Origin of the sequence: Undibacterium sp. Ji49W, assembly GCF_049340205.1 — a bacterium.
Taxonomy (GTDB): Bacteria; Pseudomonadota; Gammaproteobacteria; order Burkholderiales; family Burkholderiaceae_D; genus Undibacterium.
Genome location: NZ_JBMPOW010000025.1, coordinates 63,556 through 83,990, shown reverse-complemented (window position 1 = coordinate 83,990; position 20,435 = coordinate 63,556). Strand labels below are relative to the sequence as shown.

General features: G+C 52.7%; 25 protein-coding genes. 6 read left to right on the top strand and 19 right to left on the bottom strand.

Annotated elements, in window-relative coordinates; all coding sequences use genetic code 11:
* Positions 1 to 21 precede the first annotated feature (21 nt).
* The 3 genes from ACO0LK_RS24645 to ACO0LK_RS24635 form a co-directional block, all read right to left on the bottom strand.
* Positions 22 to 411 (bottom strand): hypothetical protein, encoded by a 390-nt coding sequence (locus tag ACO0LK_RS24645; protein WP_422979820.1) that lies wholly within the window; start codon positions 409 to 411, stop codon positions 22 to 24.
* 9 nt (positions 412 to 420) lie between these two features.
* Entirely contained in the window at positions 421 to 543 is a 123-nt protein-coding gene (locus ACO0LK_RS24640; protein ID WP_422979818.1) for a hypothetical protein, read from the bottom strand.
* A 102-nt stretch (positions 544 to 645) separates the two neighbouring features.
* Positions 646 to 1,173: a hypothetical protein gene (locus ACO0LK_RS24635; RefSeq protein WP_422979816.1), complete on the bottom strand. Its 528-nt coding sequence runs from the start codon at positions 1,171 to 1,173 to the stop codon at positions 646 to 648.
* A 311-nt stretch (positions 1,174 to 1,484) separates the two neighbouring features.
* Here ACO0LK_RS24635 and ACO0LK_RS24630 point away from each other — a divergent pair, with 311 nt between their 5' ends.
* Positions 1,485 to 1,679, top strand: coding sequence for a hypothetical protein (locus tag ACO0LK_RS24630; RefSeq protein ID WP_422979814.1), 195 nt, complete (start codon positions 1,485 to 1,487; stop codon positions 1,677 to 1,679).
* A gap of 71 nt (positions 1,680 to 1,750) precedes the next feature.
* Here ACO0LK_RS24630 and ACO0LK_RS24625 read toward each other — a convergent pair whose 3' ends face one another.
* The 10 genes from ACO0LK_RS24625 to ACO0LK_RS24580 form a co-directional block, all read right to left on the bottom strand.
* On the bottom strand, positions 1,751 to 2,188 hold the full coding sequence (locus tag ACO0LK_RS24625; protein WP_422979812.1) for a DUF6691 family protein: 438 nt from the start codon (positions 2,186 to 2,188) through the stop codon (positions 1,751 to 1,753).
* A complete protein-coding gene (locus tag ACO0LK_RS24620; protein ID WP_422979810.1) occupies positions 2,188 to 2,616 on the bottom strand; it encodes a YeeE/YedE family protein in 429 nt (142 codons plus the stop codon). The genes ACO0LK_RS24625 and ACO0LK_RS24620 overlap by 1 nt, the downstream gene beginning before the upstream one ends.
* A gap of 36 nt (positions 2,617 to 2,652) precedes the next feature.
* A complete protein-coding gene (locus ACO0LK_RS24615; RefSeq protein WP_422979808.1) occupies positions 2,653 to 3,780 on the bottom strand; it encodes a serine hydrolase domain-containing protein in 1,128 nt (375 codons plus the stop codon).
* 65 nt (positions 3,781 to 3,845) lie between these two features.
* The gene (locus ACO0LK_RS24610) at positions 3,846 to 4,913 is read right to left on the bottom strand and encodes a serine hydrolase domain-containing protein (protein ID WP_422979806.1); all 1,068 of its coding nucleotides are present in this window, start codon (positions 4,911 to 4,913) and stop codon (positions 3,846 to 3,848) included.
* Between the two features lie 52 nt (positions 4,914 to 4,965).
* On the bottom strand, positions 4,966 to 5,799 hold the full coding sequence (locus ACO0LK_RS24605; protein ID WP_422979804.1) for a helix-turn-helix transcriptional regulator: 834 nt from the start codon (positions 5,797 to 5,799) through the stop codon (positions 4,966 to 4,968).
* Between the two features lie 369 nt (positions 5,800 to 6,168).
* Positions 6,169 to 6,564, bottom strand: coding sequence for a hypothetical protein (locus tag ACO0LK_RS24600; RefSeq protein WP_422979802.1), 396 nt, complete (start codon positions 6,562 to 6,564; stop codon positions 6,169 to 6,171).
* A 175-nt stretch (positions 6,565 to 6,739) separates the two neighbouring features.
* A complete protein-coding gene (locus tag ACO0LK_RS24595; protein ID WP_422979800.1) occupies positions 6,740 to 7,501 on the bottom strand; it encodes a polysaccharide deacetylase family protein in 762 nt (253 codons plus the stop codon).
* A gap of 143 nt (positions 7,502 to 7,644) precedes the next feature.
* Complete coding sequence (gene rsgA / locus ACO0LK_RS24590; protein ID WP_422979798.1) at positions 7,645 to 8,712, bottom strand: ribosome small subunit-dependent GTPase A; 1,068 nt, start codon at positions 8,710 to 8,712, stop codon at positions 7,645 to 7,647.
* Positions 8,713 to 9,179: 467 nt separating this feature from the next.
* On the bottom strand, positions 9,180 to 9,701 hold the full coding sequence (locus tag ACO0LK_RS24585; protein ID WP_422979796.1) for a glycine zipper 2TM domain-containing protein: 522 nt from the start codon (positions 9,699 to 9,701) through the stop codon (positions 9,180 to 9,182).
* A 223-nt stretch (positions 9,702 to 9,924) separates the two neighbouring features.
* On the bottom strand, positions 9,925 to 10,644 hold the full coding sequence (locus ACO0LK_RS24580) for a hypothetical protein (RefSeq protein ID WP_422979794.1): 720 nt from the start codon (positions 10,642 to 10,644) through the stop codon (positions 9,925 to 9,927).
* Between the two features lie 390 nt (positions 10,645 to 11,034).
* Between ACO0LK_RS24580 and ACO0LK_RS24575 the strand changes: the two genes are divergently transcribed.
* Positions 11,035 to 12,033: a type II secretion system F family protein gene (locus ACO0LK_RS24575; RefSeq protein ID WP_422979792.1), complete on the top strand. Its 999-nt coding sequence runs from the start codon at positions 11,035 to 11,037 to the stop codon at positions 12,031 to 12,033.
* A gap of 173 nt (positions 12,034 to 12,206) precedes the next feature.
* Here ACO0LK_RS24575 and ACO0LK_RS24570 read toward each other — a convergent pair whose 3' ends face one another.
* From ACO0LK_RS24570 to ACO0LK_RS24560, 3 genes are all read right to left on the bottom strand, one after another.
* On the bottom strand, positions 12,207 to 13,160 hold the full coding sequence (locus ACO0LK_RS24570; RefSeq protein WP_422979790.1) for an MBL fold metallo-hydrolase: 954 nt from the start codon (positions 13,158 to 13,160) through the stop codon (positions 12,207 to 12,209).
* 76 nt (positions 13,161 to 13,236) lie between these two features.
* Positions 13,237 to 13,995: a hypothetical protein gene (locus ACO0LK_RS24565; RefSeq protein WP_422979788.1), complete on the bottom strand. Its 759-nt coding sequence runs from the start codon at positions 13,993 to 13,995 to the stop codon at positions 13,237 to 13,239.
* A gap of 211 nt (positions 13,996 to 14,206) precedes the next feature.
* A complete protein-coding gene (locus ACO0LK_RS24560; RefSeq protein ID WP_422979786.1) occupies positions 14,207 to 14,686 on the bottom strand; it encodes an Lrp/AsnC family transcriptional regulator in 480 nt (159 codons plus the stop codon).
* A 371-nt stretch (positions 14,687 to 15,057) separates the two neighbouring features.
* On the opposite strand from ACO0LK_RS24560, the gene kynB reads away from it, so the two are divergent.
* The 3 genes from kynB to kynA are packed head-to-tail and all read left to right on the top strand — an operon-like array spanning position 15,058 to position 17,841.
* The gene (kynB, locus tag ACO0LK_RS24555; protein WP_422979784.1) at positions 15,058 to 15,705 is read left to right on the top strand and encodes an arylformamidase; all 648 of its coding nucleotides are present in this window, start codon (positions 15,058 to 15,060) and stop codon (positions 15,703 to 15,705) included.
* Entirely contained in the window at positions 15,705 to 16,958 is a 1,254-nt protein-coding gene (kynU, locus tag ACO0LK_RS24550) for a kynureninase (protein ID WP_422979782.1), read from the top strand. The genes kynB and kynU overlap by 1 nt, the downstream gene beginning before the upstream one ends.
* A gap of 31 nt (positions 16,959 to 16,989) precedes the next feature.
* Positions 16,990 to 17,841 (top strand): tryptophan 2,3-dioxygenase, encoded by an 852-nt coding sequence (gene kynA, locus ACO0LK_RS24545; RefSeq protein WP_422979780.1) that lies wholly within the window; start codon positions 16,990 to 16,992, stop codon positions 17,839 to 17,841.
* A gap of 68 nt (positions 17,842 to 17,909) precedes the next feature.
* Here kynA and ACO0LK_RS24540 read toward each other — a convergent pair whose 3' ends face one another.
* From ACO0LK_RS24540 to ACO0LK_RS24530, 3 genes are all read right to left on the bottom strand, one after another.
* The gene (locus ACO0LK_RS24540) at positions 17,910 to 18,677 is read right to left on the bottom strand and encodes a hypothetical protein (RefSeq protein ID WP_422979778.1); all 768 of its coding nucleotides are present in this window, start codon (positions 18,675 to 18,677) and stop codon (positions 17,910 to 17,912) included.
* The gene (locus tag ACO0LK_RS24535; protein ID WP_422979776.1) at positions 18,670 to 19,359 is read right to left on the bottom strand and encodes a hypothetical protein; all 690 of its coding nucleotides are present in this window, start codon (positions 19,357 to 19,359) and stop codon (positions 18,670 to 18,672) included. Before ACO0LK_RS24535 ends, ACO0LK_RS24540 begins: the two co-directional genes overlap by 8 nt.
* A gap of 259 nt (positions 19,360 to 19,618) precedes the next feature.
* Positions 19,619 to 20,047, bottom strand: coding sequence for a hypothetical protein (locus tag ACO0LK_RS24530; RefSeq protein WP_422979774.1), 429 nt, complete (start codon positions 20,045 to 20,047; stop codon positions 19,619 to 19,621).
* 115 nt (positions 20,048 to 20,162) lie between these two features.
* On the opposite strand from ACO0LK_RS24530, the gene ACO0LK_RS24525 reads away from it, so the two are divergent.
* A complete protein-coding gene (locus tag ACO0LK_RS24525; RefSeq protein ID WP_422979772.1) occupies positions 20,163 to 20,435 on the top strand; it encodes an RNA 2'-phosphotransferase in 273 nt (90 codons plus the stop codon).

Below are 20,435 nucleotides of genomic sequence, written 5' to 3'. Positions count from 1 at the left end.
AGTCGGCTATGCCTGATTATTTTATTTTCGCAATGGTCTCTTGGGCTGGCCATGCTGGTTCTGAAGCAGCGTTGTGAGCGTCGCAGCGATGAGCTTGGGTTTGTCGTCGCTGTCATTGTAGCTTGCGCAGCGCTCAGGCAGCAGTTGTTCAATGCTTTTACCAGTTTGCGAAAAATACAGCTGCTCACCGTCACAGCGTAAACGCGCCCTTAACTGGCGGGTGGTTTTCTTGCGCACCTCAGCCACCCAGCAGGCATCTGCGCAGCCGCTTGAATGATAAGCCAGTTGCTCTCCACGTACCGGCCAATCGAGCATATATTCGCCGGTGCCGCCAGATGCCCAAAGCTGGCTGCTGCCTGCCAGCAGGGTTATCAATGTAAAACATTTGAAGTAGCGCACAGTTTTTGGCATCAAACGCGATCAGTAGGGGTCTATATCAAAACTCAGGCTATTTTTACCGCTAGCTTGTATGCGTATGCGTATGCGTTTGGCGACAAAATCGTCCCCCTCATATTCATGCTCTACGCTGTAGTTCTCGATCAAGCCCTGTTGTACCAGTTCGCCTCCAGCTTGTCGGAAAAATTGGCCATACTACAGCAAATAACGTAGCTAAAACCTGAGCTTCAGCACTGTTCAAGTACCATGTTACCCCTCCCCAAACTGCGGATAACTAGCCCCTTCCAACATAGACGGCACCGAGCAATTCACGCCTGGTAAATTGTCCCAACTGGGGTCACCCTGTCTGGTTTCCAGCATATTGGCCCAGTGCAGGGTTTCGTCGCCGCCGCCGGAGGTGGCCATTTGCATCTGGAATACCCATTGCTGGTCGAGCTTGCTCATGTGGCCAAAGCCGGTGACGATGGATTCGCGCAGGCCGCTGCCACGGATAAAGCTGATCTGTACCTGGCCATTGGCGGTGACTGTGCCCACCATGCTGCGTTGCTGGGGGGATGCGGATACGCTGCTGCTTTCGCCAGCATCAACAATGATGGCGGAAGATACGCCCCAGAAGTAGCCGTTTTTATAGCCGGTGATATGCCAGACGGTTTGATCGACTTTCCAGCTCAGCAGATTGTCGCTTGCTGAAAATTGCAGGGCGGGCAGATCTGGATAGGTCACGTACCAATAGGTATCGGCCAAAAAATCCCAGCTTGTGCGATTGATGTCCGACATGTGTGTCTCCATTGCCAAGAAAAATACCGTGCCGTTAGAAAGATGTTACGAGCCATTATAGTATCAAAATGAAAATTACATGTTAATTTGATATTTTTATTGTAAAGCCCTCATCCCACGCCCATGCCTGCATTGATGTCTGCAAATAGCGCATTTTCATAGGTAAAACTATTCCTTCTTAGAAAAGAAAGCATGAACTAAGCTATTTCAAAGGCAGGCCATTTTCTGCTTTCGACATGCCTGTATTCGCTGACCGGCAACACAGAAGCTGCTGTCATCTACAGTGGGATGCTAAAAACAGAGGAGACATGATGACCATCAAGTTCGAACCACAGTTTCACAAGAAGATGTCACAGTCGGGCAACCATGCGGTATGGGTTGCACTGCCACATCCCAGAACGATCATTCCGGTAAAGGCCCACTATTACCGCCAGTGGCAATTTGAAGAGCAGTTAAAAATTCAGGGCGCGGGTGATGTGGTGCTGGCGTTTCCGGTCAGTCAGTAAGTGGTATGTACTGGGACGATATGTGCGGTGCATCAAGTCGATTATCCAGCCCAGGCAGGATGAAATAAGCACTACTGTTTTTTAATTTTGGCAGCCTGCAAGCGACGCTGCAATAACATACCCACCAACATGGCTGGCAAGAATATCCATGTCTCCCAATTGGGGTTGGCCAAAGAGGCGATGGCAGGGCCGGGGCAATACCCGCTGATCCCCCAGCCGATACCAAAGATAATGGACCCGGCGACCAAATTGCGATCAATCGCAGTTAGTGTTGGAAGATTGAAATGATCTGAAAACAGTGGTTTTTTCCGGCCTAGTATCCACTTGAATACAATGACAGTCACGGTGACGGCAGCGCCCAATACGAATAGCAAACCCGGATTCCAGTTGCCCGCCAGATCAAGAAAATCAAGGACTTGCCCGGGATTGGTCATACCCGATATCGCCAGCCCCAAACCAAACAAGAGACCTGCCACCAGACTGCTTAGGTTGAACACTAAGGACGTCATCAAAATACCTTGAAAAAATGGCGAACGACCAGCGCAGTGACAATGCCAGTCGATAAAAACAGGAGTGTCGCTACGAATGAGCGTGTCGACAAGCGCCCTATTCCGCACACGCCATGGCCGCTGGTACAGCCATTCGCCAGCGAGGTGCCAAAGCCGACCAACAAGCCAGCAACGGCCAATAACCAGGATGGAAAATGTTCCCGTGCAGCTGGAGCATGGCCAGCGACGACATAGTAAATACCCGCGCCGCCAATCAGGCCCAGCAAAAACAGGACGCGCCACCAGCGTTCACCAGAACTGGCGGCAAACAAATTGCCCGCTATATTGCTGATGCCTGCAATACGGCCCGTGGCCCACAGCAACAAAGCGGCAGAAATGCCTATCAATGCGCCGCCCGCCAAAGAAGTATACATAGCCAGGTTAGTCATTCTTTTATATCTACCTTCTGCGTTCGAATCTATTTGCTACGCTGCTGGCAACTGACTGGCGCCCAGCAAACTATAGGCAAATTCATCCATCGTTTTTTGTGACATGTCGGTGTTGTTGAGGATGATGACGGTGTCTTCTCCATCGAGCCTGTGCCCGAGTACGGAGCGATAGCCGGTGGTGCGGCCGGTTTCCCAGCCGAAGCGGTGGGTCTGGCCGGCGATTTGCAGATTCTTGACGCGGCCACCCAGGGCATAGCTTTCGCTGTCGACTTCGATATGGGTCAGTTGCGCCAGCGATGCAGGCGTGATGAAGCCCTGGTTGAAGATGGCTTGTGCTGCCTTTATCAAATCGTCTGCGGTGCTGTAATAGCCACCGGCGGCAGCCATATAGGGCTGCCGCACATCGGTTTTACGGGCTGGCGGGTTGATGGTGGCGTAGGGCACGGCGGTGGCGGCATCGTCGGCATAGGCCTGGTCTGCACGGGTGGCAGACAGTTTCAAGGGATCAAGCGTGATATTACGCATGGCTTGCTGGAACGGCTGGCCGGTGACTGCTTCGACTATGCCCACCACGATGATCCAGTTGGTGAGGGCGTAATCGAACTTGCTGCCGGGCGGGAAGATGGATTCGCCCTGGCAAAACTGCTGCATGGCCTGCGCGGTAGTCATACTGGCGGTGAAGAGGCTGCGATCGGCCTTGATCATGCTGATAAACTGGTTGGGAATGCCACTGGCGTTGGACAGCAAATGCCGCAGCGTGACTTTGCTGCCGGTATCGGCGCGGTGTGCTGGCAGGTAGCGTTTGATAGGCGCATCCAGATCAAGCTTGCCCATTTCGACCAGCCGCAGCACGGTGACCGATGTCAGCCATTTGGAAATAGAGGCGATGGCAAACGGGGTGTCTGCCCGCAGCGGCTTTTGTTCTTCGATATTGGCCATGCCTATTGCACGTACATAGGTGGGCTTGCCACGCTTGCCCAGCATGACGACACCATAGAATGGCTGGGCTTTGACGAAGGCGTCGACGACGGGGTTATCGGCACCGATCACGTCGCTGCTGCCAATGCCATTACCAGTGCTATAGCCACTACCGGCAAAAGCATGTTTGCCCAATAGCGCGGCGGCGCTGCCTATCATGAAGTGGCGTCTGGTCCAGTGTGTCATGGCTTACCCTATGGTGAAATCAATCGGCGATGTGATAGTGACTGCCATACTGACCGCCATCCGCATCATTGGTTCATTTTTTCTGCCAGGATAGCCTTCAGGAGGTTTTCTGAACGGCGCTGTCCATAAGCTTTTCCATAGGCGCTGGAAGTAACAACGACGACGGCATGCAGAGAGGGAATGACATAAATTTTATTGCCCCCGTTGCCGGATGCAAAAAAGACGTGGATGGGTTGCTCCTTGGTCGTCGGCACTTTAATTGTGTGCACTTTGGCATACCAAAAATAGCCATAGCTGTCGGCATAATTATCTACAGCAGCAATGCTTACCTGCGGTGCCAGCATGGTGTCTATCCAGGCGGCGCTGATGACACGCCGGCCCTGAAACATGCCTTTATCCAGCACCAGTTGACCGATTTTGGCAAGGTCACGCGCAGTCAGCGAAAGGTTGCCCTGGCCTTTGGGATGCCCCGCTACATCACGCCCCCACTGCCAGTGGCTGATACCCAGTGGCTGGAACAAGGCTGTGCGGGCGAATACTTCCAGGTCCTGCCCGGTCGCTTTTTCGACGACGATGCCCGCCAGATAGGCGGTGACGGAGTTGTAGCGGTAACTTGTGCCGGGCTTGGCATCGCTGGGTAGCGATAGCAAAAAGGCCAGCGGATCGGAGGCGACATCGAGTTTGTCTTCATTGCCAGGCGAAGCAGCATCTTCATCAAAGGCAGCCAGGCCAGAGCGCATGCATAGCACCTGGGCCAGGGTGGCTTCACCTGCGGCGCTGCCTTTGCTTGCTGGCCAGTAGTGCCACACCGGGTCACTGGTGCTGCGTATGCTGCCACGGTCCAGCGCGGCACCCAGCAACAGGGACGTAATGCTTTTGCCGACCGAGCGGGCATCATGCAAGCCATCTGCCGTTGCGCCGTTGTAGTAACGTTCAGCGATGATTTTGCCGTGTTGTTGCACTAGCACGCTGCGTAAATCTTTATGCTCATCCTGATCCCATTGCGCCAGTATGGTGTTGAGTTTGTTATCGGGCTGGGAGGCTTGTGCTTGTGCCTGTGCTTGTAGGGGACAAAGCATGGCACTGGCAACTGCGAGCAGGTACATCGCTCGTGTACAGAGGTGTAATCGCATGGAAGGTCTCCAGACAATAAAATGGCAAACCCTGATTATGGAATCTATTTACCTAACTGGATTGTATCGGCGCAACATCCTGCCCTGCTCGTCCGACCGTCCTGGATCGCCAGGCACCGGGCGTCAGGCCAAAGGTCTGGCGGAAGCTGCGGGTCAGGTGGGCCTGGTCGACAAAGCCAGTCGCGCAGGCGGCATCAGCCAGGGATGCATTGGCAGCACCGATCACGGCAGCCGCTCTTTCCAGGCGTCTGCCACGCAAATAATCGCCTGGCGAACAATGCAGATAACGGCGAAACACCCGCGCCAGATGAACCGGATGCACGCCGGCAAAGGCGGCGACATCGGCAACGCTCAGACCGGGGTCGTCGCTGGTGAAGATCATTTCAAATGCCTGTTTGAGCCAGGCTGGTGGCTGCGATGCGTGACGGCTTTCATCCGATGTCAACGGGCTACAGGCGGCCAGCAGTTGTTGCGCGCCACCTTCGAGTTGCAACTGGCTGAGATTTTTTCTTTGAAAATCGGCAGCGATGCGTGTCGCTACCTGCAAGGCATACAGATCACGCAGGGATGTAGCAAAACCAAAACCTGCGGCATCACCGCCGGATATGGCCAGGAAGCGGCCACGTCCACCCAAAAACCGGTCACGGTGTGTGGTGCCTGCAGGATTGAAGATCAGCAGCGGTGTATTGGACATGGCGGGCGCATGTCTGGCCGACGACATATATGCGCCAGACAGTACCAGCACAAAATGCGCCTCTTCATGCATATGGGTCTGCACTTCATCTTCAGGCGGATTGGCTGCCAGCAGGTGAAAGCTGAAGCCAGGTGTTTCGCGCCCCTGCGGACCAGCGCCCCAGAATTCGGTACGGGTACGGCGAATGACCATGGTGGCTGCTTGCTCCGGTTGAGTTAAATGAAATGCACTGTGTCTATGCATTCCACACAATGCCGCGCAGGGTGCGCTGAGCGCACCGGATATCGAACCCTTTTGCGTGGATGGTGCGCGTGGCGCACCCTACCAGGAATCTACATATCAGAAGGATATCAGCGATGTTTGATAGTGGCAAAAAAATGAGAACCGTTTGCTCTCCGCACCGGAGAACGTCACGTAGGGTATGCGCCGCGCGCACCGGGTACCGAACCTTTTTTACATGGATGGTGCGCGTGGCGCACCCTACCAGGGATCTACATATCAGAAGGATATCAGCGATGTTTGATCGTGGCAGAACAAGAAATATTACATGATACGTACCAGCTATTCTGACGCAGATTCATACTTATCACGCATCTTTAAATATGCTTTTTTGCAGTGTTCAAAATAGCTGCGTTCGTCATCTTCCATTTTTTTTGCCTCGCTACCGCTAATGACAGGGTCGACGACTGTGGTTTCTACAATTTCGATCTGAATTGTATCGCCGACCTGAAGCGGCATCCGGGATATCCAGCGCAGATGTTCATCGGGCTGATCTTCTTTTCTCGCTGTCAGGCCGCCGACAGATACGGCAAAATCATAGGTATCGTCACCACGACGCGAATTCGTCTGAGATCCTAATTTTCCCGTTCCGTCAATGATGGTATTGAGCACGACCAGATCTTCACCACCCGCGACAATTGGTGTGCCACCATTAATACTAACTTTCAACGCATACATGAATTAATGCCCCGTATAGATGTCCTGACATCCAGGACTTGTAATCCAAAACATGAAATATTTTATGCACACCGCAACCGCGTAGGGTGCGCCACGCGCACCGTTATTTTTCAAACGCATAGTTGCATTCGGTGCGCGTGGCGCCCCCTACGGTACACGGTATTATAAGCAGCACTCAGGATTTGTCGCGCTTTGTTTTTTGATCCGGCATTTTTTGCATTTCCACCTGATCCAGGCGTACGAAGACAAAGCCTTGTTTCAGGGCGTCGTTCAATCCGGATGACAGTCCCTGGGCGGAATCGGATTGGGGTTTGTTCATGTGAGCGATGATGACATCGCCTGGCTGCAGGCGTTTGAATTTGTCGGCAATGGCTTTTTTGTGCAGGGTAGCACCGTGGTCGGCATTGAACGAGAAGCCTGCGATCTTGTAGCCAAGGCGATTAATTTCTGTAATCGCCTCTGCATCATATTTGGCGCTGGCACCGCGATACCATTGTGGGGCAATACCTATGGTGCTGGTGATGGCTTTGGCCCCTTCGGTGACTTCGCGTTGCAGGTGGGCGACATCGGGTTCGCCAGCCAGACCATAAACGGTTCTGCCGCTGCCGATGATGGCGGGAATATGTTTTTCGCCATGGTCTTCGACAGCAAACAAATCCAGGTTAGATTTGATGACAGCAACGCCACGGGGATTTTTATCCAGCCATTTTTTGGTGACAAAGATGGTGGCGGGGATGCGCTTGCGTATCAGGAAGCTAAGCAAGTCTTCATCAAAACGGCCGGAGCAGGCATCCAGGGTCAGGGCCACTTTGTTTTCTGCCCTGGCTTGCGGTGCCAGCCGCGCATGCACTTCCACAGGTTTGGCATGGGTGGTGGCATGGCAGAAAAGCAGGCTGGTGCTGGCAAAAATAGAAAGCTGGCGCGTGGAGAAAATCATCAATGGCTTTAAGGTTCCAGAATTGTGTTCCAGTATACATTTTGCATGCCGAATAAATAGCGCAATTACATTTGGTAAAAATTGGATGATGGCCGCACGGCGTTGCGATCAACAGCGCCGTGCAGCTTATTCTGGAAATGACACTATCCGCGCTTTTGTTTGTCCCTTTCCTTGACGGATCGCATCAGCACTTTCCACTTTGACCGGGCGGCGATTTTATCCAGTGGCGTTTGTTGATTACGGCGCGCTTCGCGCAGTAGTTTTTGATAGTTATGCAGGCGGTCTTCATCCACCGCTGCCCGCACGGCACAGCCGGGTTCGGCCTGATGGCTGCAATCGCGAAACTGGCATTGCGTTGCCAGCGCATCGATGTCTTCAAAACTGGCGCTGAGGGCAGTTTCATCCAGATCCAGTTGCAGACTGCGCAAACCCGGGGTGTCGATGATGCAGGCCCCATGCGGGCACAGGTGCAATGAGCGTGCCGTGGTAGTGTGGTGACCCCGACTGTCACCGGCACGTACTTCACCCGTGTCTTGCGTGCTGGCGGCCAGGGTATTGGTCAGGGTGGATTTGCCAGCACCGGATGAACCCAGCAAGATTAACGTCTGCCCTACCCCCATCCAGGGTGCAAGCAGCTCTGCCGTTGCTGCGCTTTGCCCATTGACGGCAAACACCGGCACGTTGCCGGACAGGCGCTGATTCACTTCAGCCAGATGCGCTTCTGCTTGCGGGCTGACATCTGCCTTGGTGAGGATAATGACAGGGGCCACCTCTGCCGCATGGACAAGTGCCAGATAGCGTTCAAGACGGCGCAGATTGAAATCATGGTCCAGGCCCATGACCAGCAATGCGGTATCTACATTGCTGGCAAGCGCCTGTCGCCGCCCGTCATTGCTGCGGCGTGCCAGGTGGTTCAGCGGTGACATGCGGGCGATGATGCGTGGCGGTTCATGCTGGTCCATCAATACCCAGTCGCCTACGGCCAGACTGGTGTCGTTGTCATCGAGTGCCTGCAACAGGCTGGGTTGACAACGCGCATGCAGTGGGGTCACGCCCTGGTGAACGGTGAACCAGTCGCGGTGTACTTCGGTAATGCGGCCTGCCTGCAATGCAATGGTGTCGGGCAGGGTTAGTGAGAGTGTGTAAAGCTGGTTGGCGATGACTTGTGTCAGGCCGATACGGCGCAGTGCTGCAAAATCGAAATCGATCATGATGTGAATATCCAAATCCGGTGATCATGCAATGCCTGGGCACGCACGATAGCTTCCCGCACGCTAAACATGCAGGGACTTAAAAAGAAAATGGAGGTCGGCGCGGGATCAACCGCAGCTCAGCACATCAGTATCGACAAATACGGAGATACAGGAAATGGGGTGTAGCGGGATCAGGCAGCCGACAGGGTGGCAATATCATTGGTATGCATGGTGTTGTCTCCTGTGGATGGTTGATAAGTGGATGGCGGGTGCTTGACGACGTGTAATCACGTGTATTCGCCGCAAGGCAGAGTGTGCCAGCAGACGCTTGGCACGTCAATCCCGGCGATGGCTGTGTTGCAGATTGGGGGGGAAAGCGATTCAGGAAGCATAAAAGATTAGGGGGAGCCTGGCTCCCCCAATACTACACATAATCAAACATAATCACACAGAATCGAACCGATCAAAACGGATCAATTTAGAGATTAAGGATTACGTTTGGCCACTTCATTACCAACATAACCGCCACCGACTGCACCGGCGATCGTGGCCAGGGTACGGCCGTTGCCGTTACCGACCTGGCTACCCAGCAAGCCACCGACAACAGCACCGATACCAATGCCGACCGGGCTGTTCTGGCTGGCGCGGGCTACCGGTTGTACAGGTGCCTGGGCAGGGTAGCTATTGCCATTGGAATAGGTTCTTGGCTGGCTACTGTGGCTGCTCTGCGCCACTTTAGGGTGGCTGACTGGTGCTGCATATTGCGGTGCTGGCTGCATGGTATTCATGCCGGATGTACCGTTGCCATTGCTGGCCAGGCTGCTGCCATTCATGCCATTGAGATTGTCAGCAGCAGCAACCGTGGTGGCTGCTGGTGCTGTTGTACTGTGCGAGCTGGGCAAAATACCGGTGATGGCGGCTGCACCCAGTAAGCTGACCAGTATGACCGAGCAGGCTGCGCCAGCGACCAGAGGATGAATTTGCTTGCCTGTTTGTGCTTGTTCCATGTTGATCTCCTGATGATGGAAAAAAGTAGTGCTTGCTCCATTAACGCATGGACCAGCAAAAAAGGAGACCGGGCAGAGTGTTACAGAAGTAAGCATTTGTAAGAGCCTGGCTACGATCTTAAGCGCAAACGCAACCAAAGTCCGCGCGGTAAGATCGTAAACAGGCTCTAACGCTTCAATCACAAAACGTATCCGTCAAAGGCGGATCAGGCAAATGACCTGCTCAGCAGCCAGTTGCTTTTCTTTGTGCAACCAGCTTCAACAATTCGCCTTTGGCAGCGCTGCCGGACAAGTACAGGCGCAATTCGGTGACGTTGTACTGGCTTGATGCATCGAAGATGAAATCGAGTTTGCCGTCATGATCAAGATCACCCACCCAGATGATCTTGGCATTATTGTCTTCTTTGTTTTCGGTGTAATCAAACAGGTATTGGGCTACGCCATTCAATTCCAGATAAATGCGGCCTTCGCGGTTTTGCAGGTGGTATTCATTGCCCTGCAAATGCATGAGCCTTTCTTGCCCCAGTGGTGGCAAGGTAGACAATTCAAATTCTTCGTCGATGGAACCATTGACGACCTTGGCTTCATCCGACAAGGTAACCGCGCCGGGTTTTAGCCCGGGGGCAGACAGGATCATGCGGGCATTGCTGATATTGGCCGATACGCGTATGCCGGATTTGGTGATGGGGTCAGGGATTTTTTTGAAACGCGGTTTGACCGTCACCAGCCGCCAGCCATGATCGGCCTGTTGCAAACCTAGCCAAGGGCCCTTGCTGTCGGTGTTGGCTTCGGAGGCATGGTAGTCTTGCAGTTCCAGGATGTCTCCCGCAACCGCTGACCCGCAGCAGGCAGCACACAGAGCACCGCAAAGCGTAAGGATGGATAATCTGGATATAGACATGGTGGGTTCCCCGGCGATTTGCTGTATGAATACATCAGTCATACTGAATTCTGTCGCACACAGTTTATTAGCAGAATAAGACAGCAAAAATAGGACTTACGCAAAATTGTCCCAGCAAGGCTATCGCTTTTAGGAAACCTCCCTTGCAAGGGAGGTTCGTTACGTCGGCAGGCAACATGTTGCCTGAAACCCCGACTGCACCACAGCGACGAAGACAGTACTTTAGTACCGAATCTTGCTAAATGCTGGAGCTGCAACGCTTTGGGGCGGTTTTGCGTAAGTCCTAAAATATCTTTCAGGCATCATTTTACTAGCTTGTAGCCCTGCATCAAGCCTTCTTTGTGCGAAACCATGATTATTCGGTGTTTTTACGATGCGTCTGCCACAAAAGACATTGCTTACAAAAAATTGTTTCATGGCACAATGCCATCTATGACTAGCACCCCTCACCTACCGATGCCAATTGGCATGCGTGCCGACATGCTGCAGCAACTGGCCGCCCTCAGCAAAGCCGGTATCGCACCAGCCCAGGCAATGCCCATGATCAGGCTGCCGGGCAGGTATCAGGCCAGAATGGATGGCACACGGCGCGCCATGCAGAATGGGCAGAATATTGCCCAGGCCGGATTGCGCCATGGCCTGTGGACGCCACTGGAGGCAGGCCTGCTGGGCGCAGCACTGGCCGCCGGTGACCCGACACCGATGTACCGCCGCATGGCGGACTATTACACAGAGAAGGCCCGGCAGCTATCCGGCATACGCTCACGTCTGATGATGCCGGCATTTACATTTGTGATGTTTTTATTTGTGACACCCTTGCCCCAACTGGTGGCCGGGACGCTGACGATGGGTGCCTATCTGTGGCAGGCGCTGCGGGCGCTGGGCCTGGTGGCAGCGGTAATCATGGCTGGGCAGTATGGCTTGCGGCGCTTTCAGATGCGGTCTGTGGATGCATCTGCATCCTGGGCAGATCATTTTATGCTGCGCCTGCCGGTATTTGGCGCCATGCACAGACGCCGTAACCTGGGCGATTTCTGGCAAAGCATGGCCTTGTTGCTGGAGGCTGGCCTGCCTATGTTTGATGCCTTGCCACTGGCGATGCAGGCGGCCGATAATGTATTGATACGACAAGAACTGGCGCGCATACTGCCGCTGATGCAACAAGGCATGACACTGAGCGACGCCTTGCGCGGCCTGCCATCTATTGCTAACCCTACGCTGCTTGGCATGGTGCATACCGGCGAAGCCAGTGGTAGCTTGCCCGAAATGCTGACACGCTATGCAAAAACAGAAAGCATCCAACTGGAACAGCAGCAAAGGCTGGTGGCAGAATGGATACCGCGCGTCATCTACAGCATGATCGCCGCAATGATTGCCTACAGCATTTTCAAAAGCGGGGCATTCATGCCGCATGCGCCTTTGAATCCTTAGAACCTGCTTACGATCTTAAGCGCGAGCGCGATTGGATTCCACGCGGGGCTCATGTCCTGCTAAAAATGCTCATGTACTACAAGTACAGTCCGCTTTTTGCGCTGTGCTTGGTTACCCTGACCCCGCTGATGCTTGCTCGCTGCAGATCGTAAACAGGTTCTTCGCTGAAGGATTTATTTACCACCAACGATAATGCGTTGCATATCATTCGCAAACAAGATAGTGCCTGCATAATTCTTGCGTATGGCGGCGGTACTTTCCATTTCATGACCCAGCGTACGCTTCATGCGGTGTGACAGGACCAGCTTGCCTGGCCTGGCGGCAGCGGCAATGCGGCCGATTTCTGTTGGCATCATGTGCAGCAGGCGGGCGACTTCATCGGGATCATTTTCGCGGGCGGCGTTGTGGGCAACCAGTACGTCAGTGCCCAGCGCCAGTTGATCCAGCGCCTGGTCGCTATTGCTGGTGTCGCCACTGAAGGTGACACTGCAATCCTTGCTATCTACGCGCCAGGCCAGTGACGGCACCGGGCCATGCAAGACCGCGACCGCACTGACACGCACGTCGTCGCCAATAGTATAGCGTTTGACTTCCTTGTCTTTGGCAACGACTTCTTCCAGCTCCATCTTGAACTGGCTGCTGACATCGGGGTCAGCATAGTCTGCCAGATAGGCATAGGCACCGCTGTCGCGGTTGAACAGTGCATGGACAAACTCTTTGACGCCGGGAAAAACGCCGCGTTTGGCGGGGCCAAAGACGCGCAATTCCTTGTTATAGCCTGTAAATGGCAAACCCTTGACCAGGGCCGGAAAATCCGCCGTGTGATCCACATGAAAATGCGAAAACAAGACCACATCCAGATCAGCCGGATTGGCCCCGGATTTTTCATAATTCAGTGCTGCACCACTACCAAAATCGATCAGTATCCTGGCCTTTTGATCGACCCAGACCAGGTAAGAAGTGGAAGCACGCTGGTCACTCAGTTCTGGCCCGCCCGAGCCCAATACCTGTACTACAAGTTTGCCTGGCTGACAGACGGCTGCCATGACAGCCGAACCGAAGCCCAACAAACTACAGGCAATGACCAGGGCAATGCCCGCTTTTTGCAATCCATTTTTTCGACGCATTTTTTTATCCCTTGTCGCAGCAAATGCTTGCCATCAGATTGCCATGGAGTCGCTCTTTGCCCTGTTTTATCAGCCCTTAATTTTGCTTCAGATAGTGCTGTAAATCCGCCACCCTGATCTTGCGCCCCAACTTGTGTTTCTGCGCTTTCATTTCACGCACGATGACATTCAATTCGCTGACTTTGGGACGCAAAGGTTTCAGCGATATCGCCAACACGGGAACGATCTGTTTTCGCACATAGCGGCTACCGGATGTCAGTATCTGCCAAAACACCAGCAGCAGACTGACCGCCATGGTTACCAGCAGCGCCTTGTCGGCATATTGCGGAATGTACCTCTCTGCCAGATTGGGCACGGTCTTGAAGAGCACAATGCTGGCACCAACCGCAAGACAGAATTCGAGATCGAGCGTGACCTTGGCAAGTCGCCTCTCGACCATCGGGGACAAGAGATAGAAAGGCGTCTTGATGAGTGCAAACCGGTCTTCGTCCCTTAAGGATTCAGGTGCTTTACGTATGCGTTCTTCGAGCGCCAATCTGTCCTTCAATACTTCAAGCATGTGCGGGTTCGACTTCTTGACCAGGGCGGGCAAGGGTTCATTCTTCTTGGGAATGCTTGCATAGTCCGTAGGCTCCGCATTGAGGATGGTCTTGCATTTCAGGCAGGTACGCTCATAGCCGATCAAATCACCCTGACTGACGGTGATGTAATACACATGCCCGGCCAGACCCACCCGCCTGACTTCAAATGCCCTGGGCTTGCGGCAGATGGGACAAAAATCAGCCACATAGCCAAGCTTGCTGAAAACATGTTTTTTCCCCCAGACGATGACCATCCCTACCTCACCCTTTTTGAATTATAGAAAGGGTATCATTCAGCTTCGCGGCGCACAATATGTTACGCGGTGTGTTCATTCTCAGATTGCGGATAGTGTAGTAAGCCCGCCCAGGCACAGGCAAAAACAGAAGGACGAATATCCAGAATTCATCCCTATTCATCCCTATTGATGAAATGAGTTCTATTTACTTGCTTTTTGCTGCCTGAAATTACTCTGCCACTACCAGCAGGCTGGTGGCGATCTGCTGCGTATCCTTGAGCGTCTGCAAGACGATGTTGGAACGTATATCAAGTACGCCTGTGGTTTTGTACAGACGTTCCAGCACAAAGGCAGAATAATGTTTGAGATTACGTGCCCGCACACGCAAGAGGTAATTGGCGTCGCCGGTGATGATGTAAGAACCGACGACTTCCGGCCACTGTTGCAGGGCCTGCGAAAAATTCTCATGCCATTGTTCGACATCGCGCCGCATGGTGACCTGGACAAAGGCATCCACTTCCAACCCAACGGCAGCGGCATCTATCACGGCACAATAGTGATGAATGATGCCGCCCTCTTCCAGCATACGCACGCGGCGCAGGCAAGACGAAGGTGACAGGAAAACCTTGTCAGCCAGATCCTGATTGCTGATACGGCCATCAGCCTGCAATTGCTGGAGGATTTTCAAGTCGGTTGCGTCGAGTTGCATCAGTGTCTCCTGTTATTTGGGGATTTAAGTGCAAGACCTCTCAACACAGAGACACAGAGGTGGCACAGAGGGTCACAGAGAAAAGCAAAGAGGAAAGGCTGCTTGCAAGCAGCCTTTCCTTCCTCCGTGCCTCTGTGGTGAGAGGTTTTTTCTATTATTATGATTACCAGATATCAGTCTGCCCAATAATTACAAAAACATAAACAATATGGTGCTTTAGCGCAATGCACAAAGACAATCCTGCATTATTCACCAATATTTCACTATTTTTACGCAGTTTATTCTACAAATATAGTTTTTAAACTGGCAATTTGCAAGAACTATTCAGGCAAAACGGCATAAAATCTCTGCATGTTTTTACAGGAGTCAGCATGTCTCTACCCGCCCCACAAATCTGGGATATCACCCCGCCCATACAGCCTGGCATACCAGTCTGGCCGGGTGACAGTGCCTATAGCGCCGAAACCACCTGGCAAATTGCCGATGGTTGCCCGGTCAAGGTCAGCAAGATCACCATGTCAACCCATACCGGCGCGCATTGCGATGCCCCATCACATTACGATGCGGCTGGCAAATCCATCGATGAAGTGGCGATCAGCACCTATATCGGCCCTTGCCGCGTCATCCATTGCATAGGCGTGGCCCAGGTCTTGCCGGAACATGTGCAGCCATTTTTAGCGCAGTTGACGCCCTTACCTCAGCGAGTATTGTTCCGCACTTACACGCAGGCACCGCAGATGGCATGGGATAGCGATTTCCCCAGCGTGGCGGCAGCTACCATTGATTTGCTGGCCCGGCACGGCGTGCGTCTGATAGGCATAGACAGCCCCTCGCTGGACCCGCAAGAATCCAAGACCCTGGATGCCCATCTGCGCGTGAAAGCGCATGAGATGGCGATACTGGAAGGTATCGTCCTCGATGACATCGCCGCCGGGGATTATGAATTGATTTGCCTGCCACTAAAACTTGCCGGCCTGGATGCCAGCCCGGTACGCGCCATACTGAGGAGTCTGCCGTAATGACACAAGCCACCATCACCCGTAGCGATTGCGAAAAACTGGATCAGCAAGACCCGCTGGCCGCCCTGCGTGAAGAATTTGATTTACCCACCGGTGTGATTTACCTGGACGGTAATTCGCTGGGTGCCCGCCCCAAAGCGGCACTGCAAAGAGCACAGGATGTCATCACCAAAGAATGGGGCACCGACCTGATCAAGAGCTGGAACACCGCTGGCTGGTTTGACTTGCCATCTACACTTGGCAACCAGTTGGCACCACTGATCGGTGCCGAAGCAAATGAAGTCGTGGTAACGGATACCACATCGGTCAACCTGTTCAAGGCCATTGCTGCGGCCTTGCAGATACAGGCGCCACAGACCCGGCGCAAGACCATCATTACCGAGCGCAGTAACTTCCCTACCGATATTTATATGGCGGAAGGCATTACCCGCTGGCTGGATCGTGGCTACCAGATTCACCTGATCGATTCGCCAGATGAACTGCCGCAAGTCATCAATGACAGCACAGCGCTGGTAATGCTCACCCATGTCAATTACCGCACCGGCTATCTGCATGACATGACTGCCGTCACCGCCCTCGCTCATCAGCATGGCGCATTGATATTGTGGGATTTGGCGCATTCTGCCGGTGCCGTACCTGTGCAGTTGAATGCGGCGAATGCCGACTTTGCCGTCGGCTGCACCTATAAATACCTGAATGGTGGCCCCGGTTCACCCGCGTTTATCTGGGTCCCGGCACGCAATCAGGAGGCGTTTCACCACCCATTATCCGGCTGGTGGGGCCATGCCAGCCCCTTTGCCATGAACCCCGGCTTTACCCCCACCCCAGGCATACGCCGTGCCCTGTGCGGCACCCAGCCAATTACTTCGCTGGCGATGGTAGGCTGTGGTCTGGATACCTTCGGCAAGACCGACATGCAAGCCATACGCAAAAAATCACTGGCACTGACTGACTTGTTCATCAGCCTGGTAGAAACCCGCTGCGCCACGCATCCGCTGGAACTGGTGACACCCCGCCCGCACCAGCAACGCGGCAGCCAGGCCAGCTTCAAACATCCGCATGCCTATGCCGTGATACAGGCGCTGATACAGCGCGGCATCATTGGCGATTACCGTGAACCCGCCATCATGCGCTTTGGTTTTACGCCTCTTTACACCCGCTACGTCGATGTCTGGGACGCCGCCGAAGGCCTGCGCGATATTCTCGACAGCAAGGATTACGATACGACGGCGCAACGGAATGCGGTGACTTGATTTGATATGCAAAGAATTTTAAGGAAACATCATGAGTAATAACGAGCAAGCTGGTAAATGTCCTATGTCCTGGCATGGTGCGCAACTGGATTTCAGCGAATCCATGAGCTATGGCGATTATCTGGGTCTGGACCAGATTTTGACAGCCCAGCACCCGCGTTCGCCCAACCACAATGAAATGCTGTTCATCATCCAGCATCAGACCAGTGAACTGTGGATCAAACTGATGCTGCATGAACTGCATGCCGTGCGCCAGCACATCCGCAACAATGACTTGCCGCCGGCATTCAAGATGCTGTCACGCGTGGCCCGCATCATGGATCAACTAGTGCATGCATGGGATGTCCTGTCCACCATGACACCGAGCGAATACACGGCCATACGCCCTTACCTGGGGGCGTCATCCGGTTTTCAGTCACATCAATACCGCGAGCTGGAATACCTGCTGGGCAATAAACAAGCCACCCTGATGGCGGTACATGAAAACAAACCCGACATCCACGCCACACTGGACGCCGCACTGCGCACACCATCCATCTACGATGAAGCCATCATGCTGATGGCACGTCAGGGTTTTGCGATAGACGCAGAACGCCTGCAAGCCGACTGGTCACAAGGCGTCGCCGCCAATGAATCCGTCAAGGCTGCCTGGCTGAAGGTGTATCAAACACCAGAACAATATTGGTCATTGTATGAGCTGGCAGAAAAACTGGTGGACATGGAAACCGCCTTCCGCATCTGGCGCTTCCGCCACGTCACCACAGTAGAACGCATCATCGGCTTCAAAACCGGCACCGGCGGCACCGCCGGCGTCAGCTACCTGCGCAAGATGCTGGACGTAGTCCTGTTCCCGGAATTGTTTGCTTTGAGGACGGCGTTGTAAGCGAATGATCAAATAGAGTATTGACGTCAGCCTTTATTGCACGTGGCGTCAATCTGTATAGGAATAATTCATTCCCCTATCTTCAACCCCAACCCTTCTGCCGTTGATAGTTCTAGCGCTTGTGTTTTTTCACCTGCACGTTCAAGAAAACTGACATGAATATCGTTCTTGCCGGCAAGGTATTGAATCATGATGCTGGCAACGTCATCACGGACAAGGTATATTTTACGGATGAAGTCTTTAGTAACTTTACCGTCGCTGCGTGTGATGATTTCTTCTATCAGTGTGTCGGTCTGTTCAACAAGAAATTCATGATATTGGTTGGTAATGGGCCGCAACACCACTCGGGTGGAACGATTATTCGCTGCGGGCAATATCGTGCGCGTGTACCCGGTCATGAATAGTAATGCGCAGGAGCCAACACACAAACCGCGGGCAGTGGTGGACAGATGATGTTGTTTTATTCTGTCATGCAAACCCATGATGGCGTCGATATCAATGCCAGAGAAATCCATCACTCCATCGAATTCAAGTACCGTTATGGCAGGATTGGCTTTGATGGCAACATCGAATTTTTCCAGCACGGCCTGGTCGATTTTGTTTTCTATGCGAAAGCGCTGGGTCGTCGCCGGTGTCAATGATATCACTGATGACACTGGGGCAGGCGTCGTAGTTTGTGCAGTATTTTCTGAGTTTTTTGATGCCAATACAGGCGATGGTGTTTGCGAGAAAGCGCCACTACTGAATATGAACATGCTGACTGCCAGACATAGGCTGGCAATATGTTTAGACAGGTGATGTTCCTGATGGCTGGAAATATGCGTATGCTTATTCATCGACCTTGATTCCTAAATCTGCGGGTGTGGCATCACTGATCTTGATGCGTTTGGCACCGTATTGCGCTTGAAAGAAGACGTGGCCGCCAGTACTGATGGGTTTGCGGTAAATATAAATGCCGCCGCTTCTGTCAGTGGTGTCATACATTTTATTGAGCAAATCCAAAGGCAGTTTGCCCTGGCTGCGCTGATGCACGATGGAAATCAAATCATCATTGTAGGTGCGTACAAAGGCACCTGTGGCAGCAGAATGGATGGAATGCATGAGCAACACGGTTTCGCCCCCAATCCTGGCGGGTAATAAGGTGCGTTCATGCCCCATCAGAAAAATATAGGCGCAGGTGGATGCGCATTCGCCACGGGCAAAGGTGTGCAACTGATGCTGATTGATGCGCCACTGAAACTGGTAAGCGATCTCTGGTGCGATGTCGGATGCACCGGGGATGTCGATGAGTTCAATTTCTTTCAAATCAGGATGTGCGGCCAGGGCAGCATCGAGCGCGGCGATATGGTCACGTGTGAGTGAACCTGTCACCAGATGGCGCAAATGCGGAGTAATGGGAGTTGGAACGTTGGCCTGATCACTGCTGCTATTGTCAGCGACTGATGGCACGGATATGCCCGCCAGCAAGCTGGCGAATAAATGGGACAGGAAAATCCTGATATGAGGGATGGGGCGCATGAAGTCCGGGCAAAATAAAGTGAACAGGTTTGCTGCTCCCCGCCATGACTACGCAGGCATGAAGAACAAGGTCTTCATGTAATCATGAAAATACTTTTTTGGCAAGATGCAAGGTATCAAAAACTCAGTGCGTCACTCGCGTCTTGGCAATCTACCGTCAGCCTTGATTGCTGAAATTTCAATCAGCAATCTCAGACAGCTTAGAACATGAGTATCCGCTATTGACAGTACACCTCAGTGCTTCGGGTGTTTGGGCCGTTTATTTTTTATTTAATTCCTCATTCAACAAACGATTTACATCTTCTGCATTATCAAAGAAATATGTCGGTTCAAATTCTGCAGATACGCCTTCAAACTTATTTGAAACGTTTTGCGATATTGAAGAAAAAAAATCCTCTCTCACCATAACTTTGATCTCATTAACATCAGAACGAAATCTCGAAACCTGTGAATTTAAAAGATGCATCACCGTAAACTCTTCGAGTGCAATCCATTTTTCGCGCAAATAATTTATTGCTTCCTCTTTGAGTAATAAGCTGTCCATATCAAATCTAAAAGATGCCCACCCCCATCGGACAGGTAACGCTAAGTGAGGAATTTCGTCTTCAGAAACAATTACACTACCGCAATTTGTGCAGGTCATATCGCTTTTTGAATATTTACCAAAAATATCACAAATTATTTTCATACTTAACTCCCCTTAAGAAGAAATGTTTTGGCACCGCCACTATAAGTCTTAAGCATTTCTTCCCAACTCATCGTCTTACCAGTTTGGGCATCGTATAAATATCTTTCACCGTTCGGTGGCGAAGCTGCCACCCGAATTTCTTTACCATGGCACCGCCACGCGTTTTATGGAATCTATTCAAAAAGTCGGACTGCTGCCCGGCTCTCGCCAGTACGTGCATCTGTCGCAAGACGAACAGACCGCGCTTGCCGTTGGCCAGAGGCATGGCAAATCAGTGGTGCTAAAAATTAAAGCCCTACTCAAGTATGAACAAGGCCTTCATTTTTTTCAGGCTGAGAATGATGTTTGGCTAACCAATGCCGTACCAACTCTCTTTATCATCGAATAA

What these genes read in the sequence shown, in the direction of transcription:
- ACO0LK_RS24625 (WP_422979812.1), bottom strand. Translation starts at nt 2,188, where the DNA reads ATGACGTCCTTAGTGTTCAACCTAAGCAGTCTGGTGGCAGGTCTCTTG.
- kynU (WP_422979782.1), top strand. Translation starts at nt 15,705, where the DNA reads ATGACACAAGCCACCATCACCCGTAGCGATTGCGAAAAACTGGATCAG.
- ACO0LK_RS24540 (WP_422979778.1), bottom strand. Translation starts at nt 18,677, where the DNA reads ATGAATAAGCATACGCATATTTCCAGCCATCAGGAACATCACCTGTCT.
- ACO0LK_RS24565 (WP_422979788.1), bottom strand. Translation starts at nt 13,995, where the DNA reads ATGGTCATCGTCTGGGGGAAAAAACATGTTTTCAGCAAGCTTGGCTAT.
- kynB (WP_422979784.1), top strand. Translation starts at nt 15,058, where the DNA reads ATGTCTCTACCCGCCCCACAAATCTGGGATATCACCCCGCCCATACAG.
- ACO0LK_RS24595 (WP_422979800.1), bottom strand. Translation starts at nt 7,501, where the DNA reads ATGATTTTCTCCACGCGCCAGCTTTCTATTTTTGCCAGCACCAGCCTG.
- ACO0LK_RS24620 (WP_422979810.1), bottom strand. Translation starts at nt 2,616, where the DNA reads ATGACTAACCTGGCTATGTATACTTCTTTGGCGGGCGGCGCATTGATA.
- ACO0LK_RS24610 (WP_422979806.1), bottom strand. Translation starts at nt 4,913, where the DNA reads ATGCGATTACACCTCTGTACACGAGCGATGTACCTGCTCGCAGTTGCC.
- ACO0LK_RS24575 (WP_422979792.1), top strand. Translation starts at nt 11,035, where the DNA reads ATGACTAGCACCCCTCACCTACCGATGCCAATTGGCATGCGTGCCGAC.
- ACO0LK_RS24605 (WP_422979804.1), bottom strand. Translation starts at nt 5,799, where the DNA reads ATGGTCATTCGCCGTACCCGTACCGAATTCTGGGGCGCTGGTCCGCAG.
- kynA (WP_422979780.1), top strand. Translation starts at nt 16,990, where the DNA reads ATGAGTAATAACGAGCAAGCTGGTAAATGTCCTATGTCCTGGCATGGT.
- ACO0LK_RS24570 (WP_422979790.1), bottom strand. Translation starts at nt 13,160, where the DNA reads ATGCGTCGAAAAAATGGATTGCAAAAAGCGGGCATTGCCCTGGTCATT.
- ACO0LK_RS24635 (WP_422979816.1), bottom strand. Translation starts at nt 1,173, where the DNA reads ATGTCGGACATCAATCGCACAAGCTGGGATTTTTTGGCCGATACCTAT.
- ACO0LK_RS24645 (WP_422979820.1), bottom strand. Translation starts at nt 411, where the DNA reads ATGCCAAAAACTGTGCGCTACTTCAAATGTTTTACATTGATAACCCTG.
- ACO0LK_RS24530 (WP_422979774.1), bottom strand. Translation starts at nt 20,047, where the DNA reads ATGAAAATAATTTGTGATATTTTTGGTAAATATTCAAAAAGCGATATG.
- ACO0LK_RS24600 (WP_422979802.1), bottom strand. Translation starts at nt 6,564, where the DNA reads ATGTATGCGTTGAAAGTTAGTATTAATGGTGGCACACCAATTGTCGCG.
- ACO0LK_RS24615 (WP_422979808.1), bottom strand. Translation starts at nt 3,780, where the DNA reads ATGACACACTGGACCAGACGCCACTTCATGATAGGCAGCGCCGCCGCG.
- ACO0LK_RS24580 (WP_422979794.1), bottom strand. Translation starts at nt 10,644, where the DNA reads ATGACTGATGTATTCATACAGCAAATCGCCGGGGAACCCACCATGTCT.
- rsgA (WP_422979798.1), bottom strand. Translation starts at nt 8,712, where the DNA reads ATGATCGATTTCGATTTTGCAGCACTGCGCCGTATCGGCCTGACACAA.
- ACO0LK_RS24630 (WP_422979814.1), top strand. Translation starts at nt 1,485, where the DNA reads ATGACCATCAAGTTCGAACCACAGTTTCACAAGAAGATGTCACAGTCG.
- ACO0LK_RS24560 (WP_422979786.1), bottom strand. Translation starts at nt 14,686, where the DNA reads ATGCAACTCGACGCAACCGACTTGAAAATCCTCCAGCAATTGCAGGCT.
- ACO0LK_RS24535 (WP_422979776.1), bottom strand. Translation starts at nt 19,359, where the DNA reads ATGCGCCCCATCCCTCATATCAGGATTTTCCTGTCCCATTTATTCGCC.
- ACO0LK_RS24585 (WP_422979796.1), bottom strand. Translation starts at nt 9,701, where the DNA reads ATGGAACAAGCACAAACAGGCAAGCAAATTCATCCTCTGGTCGCTGGC.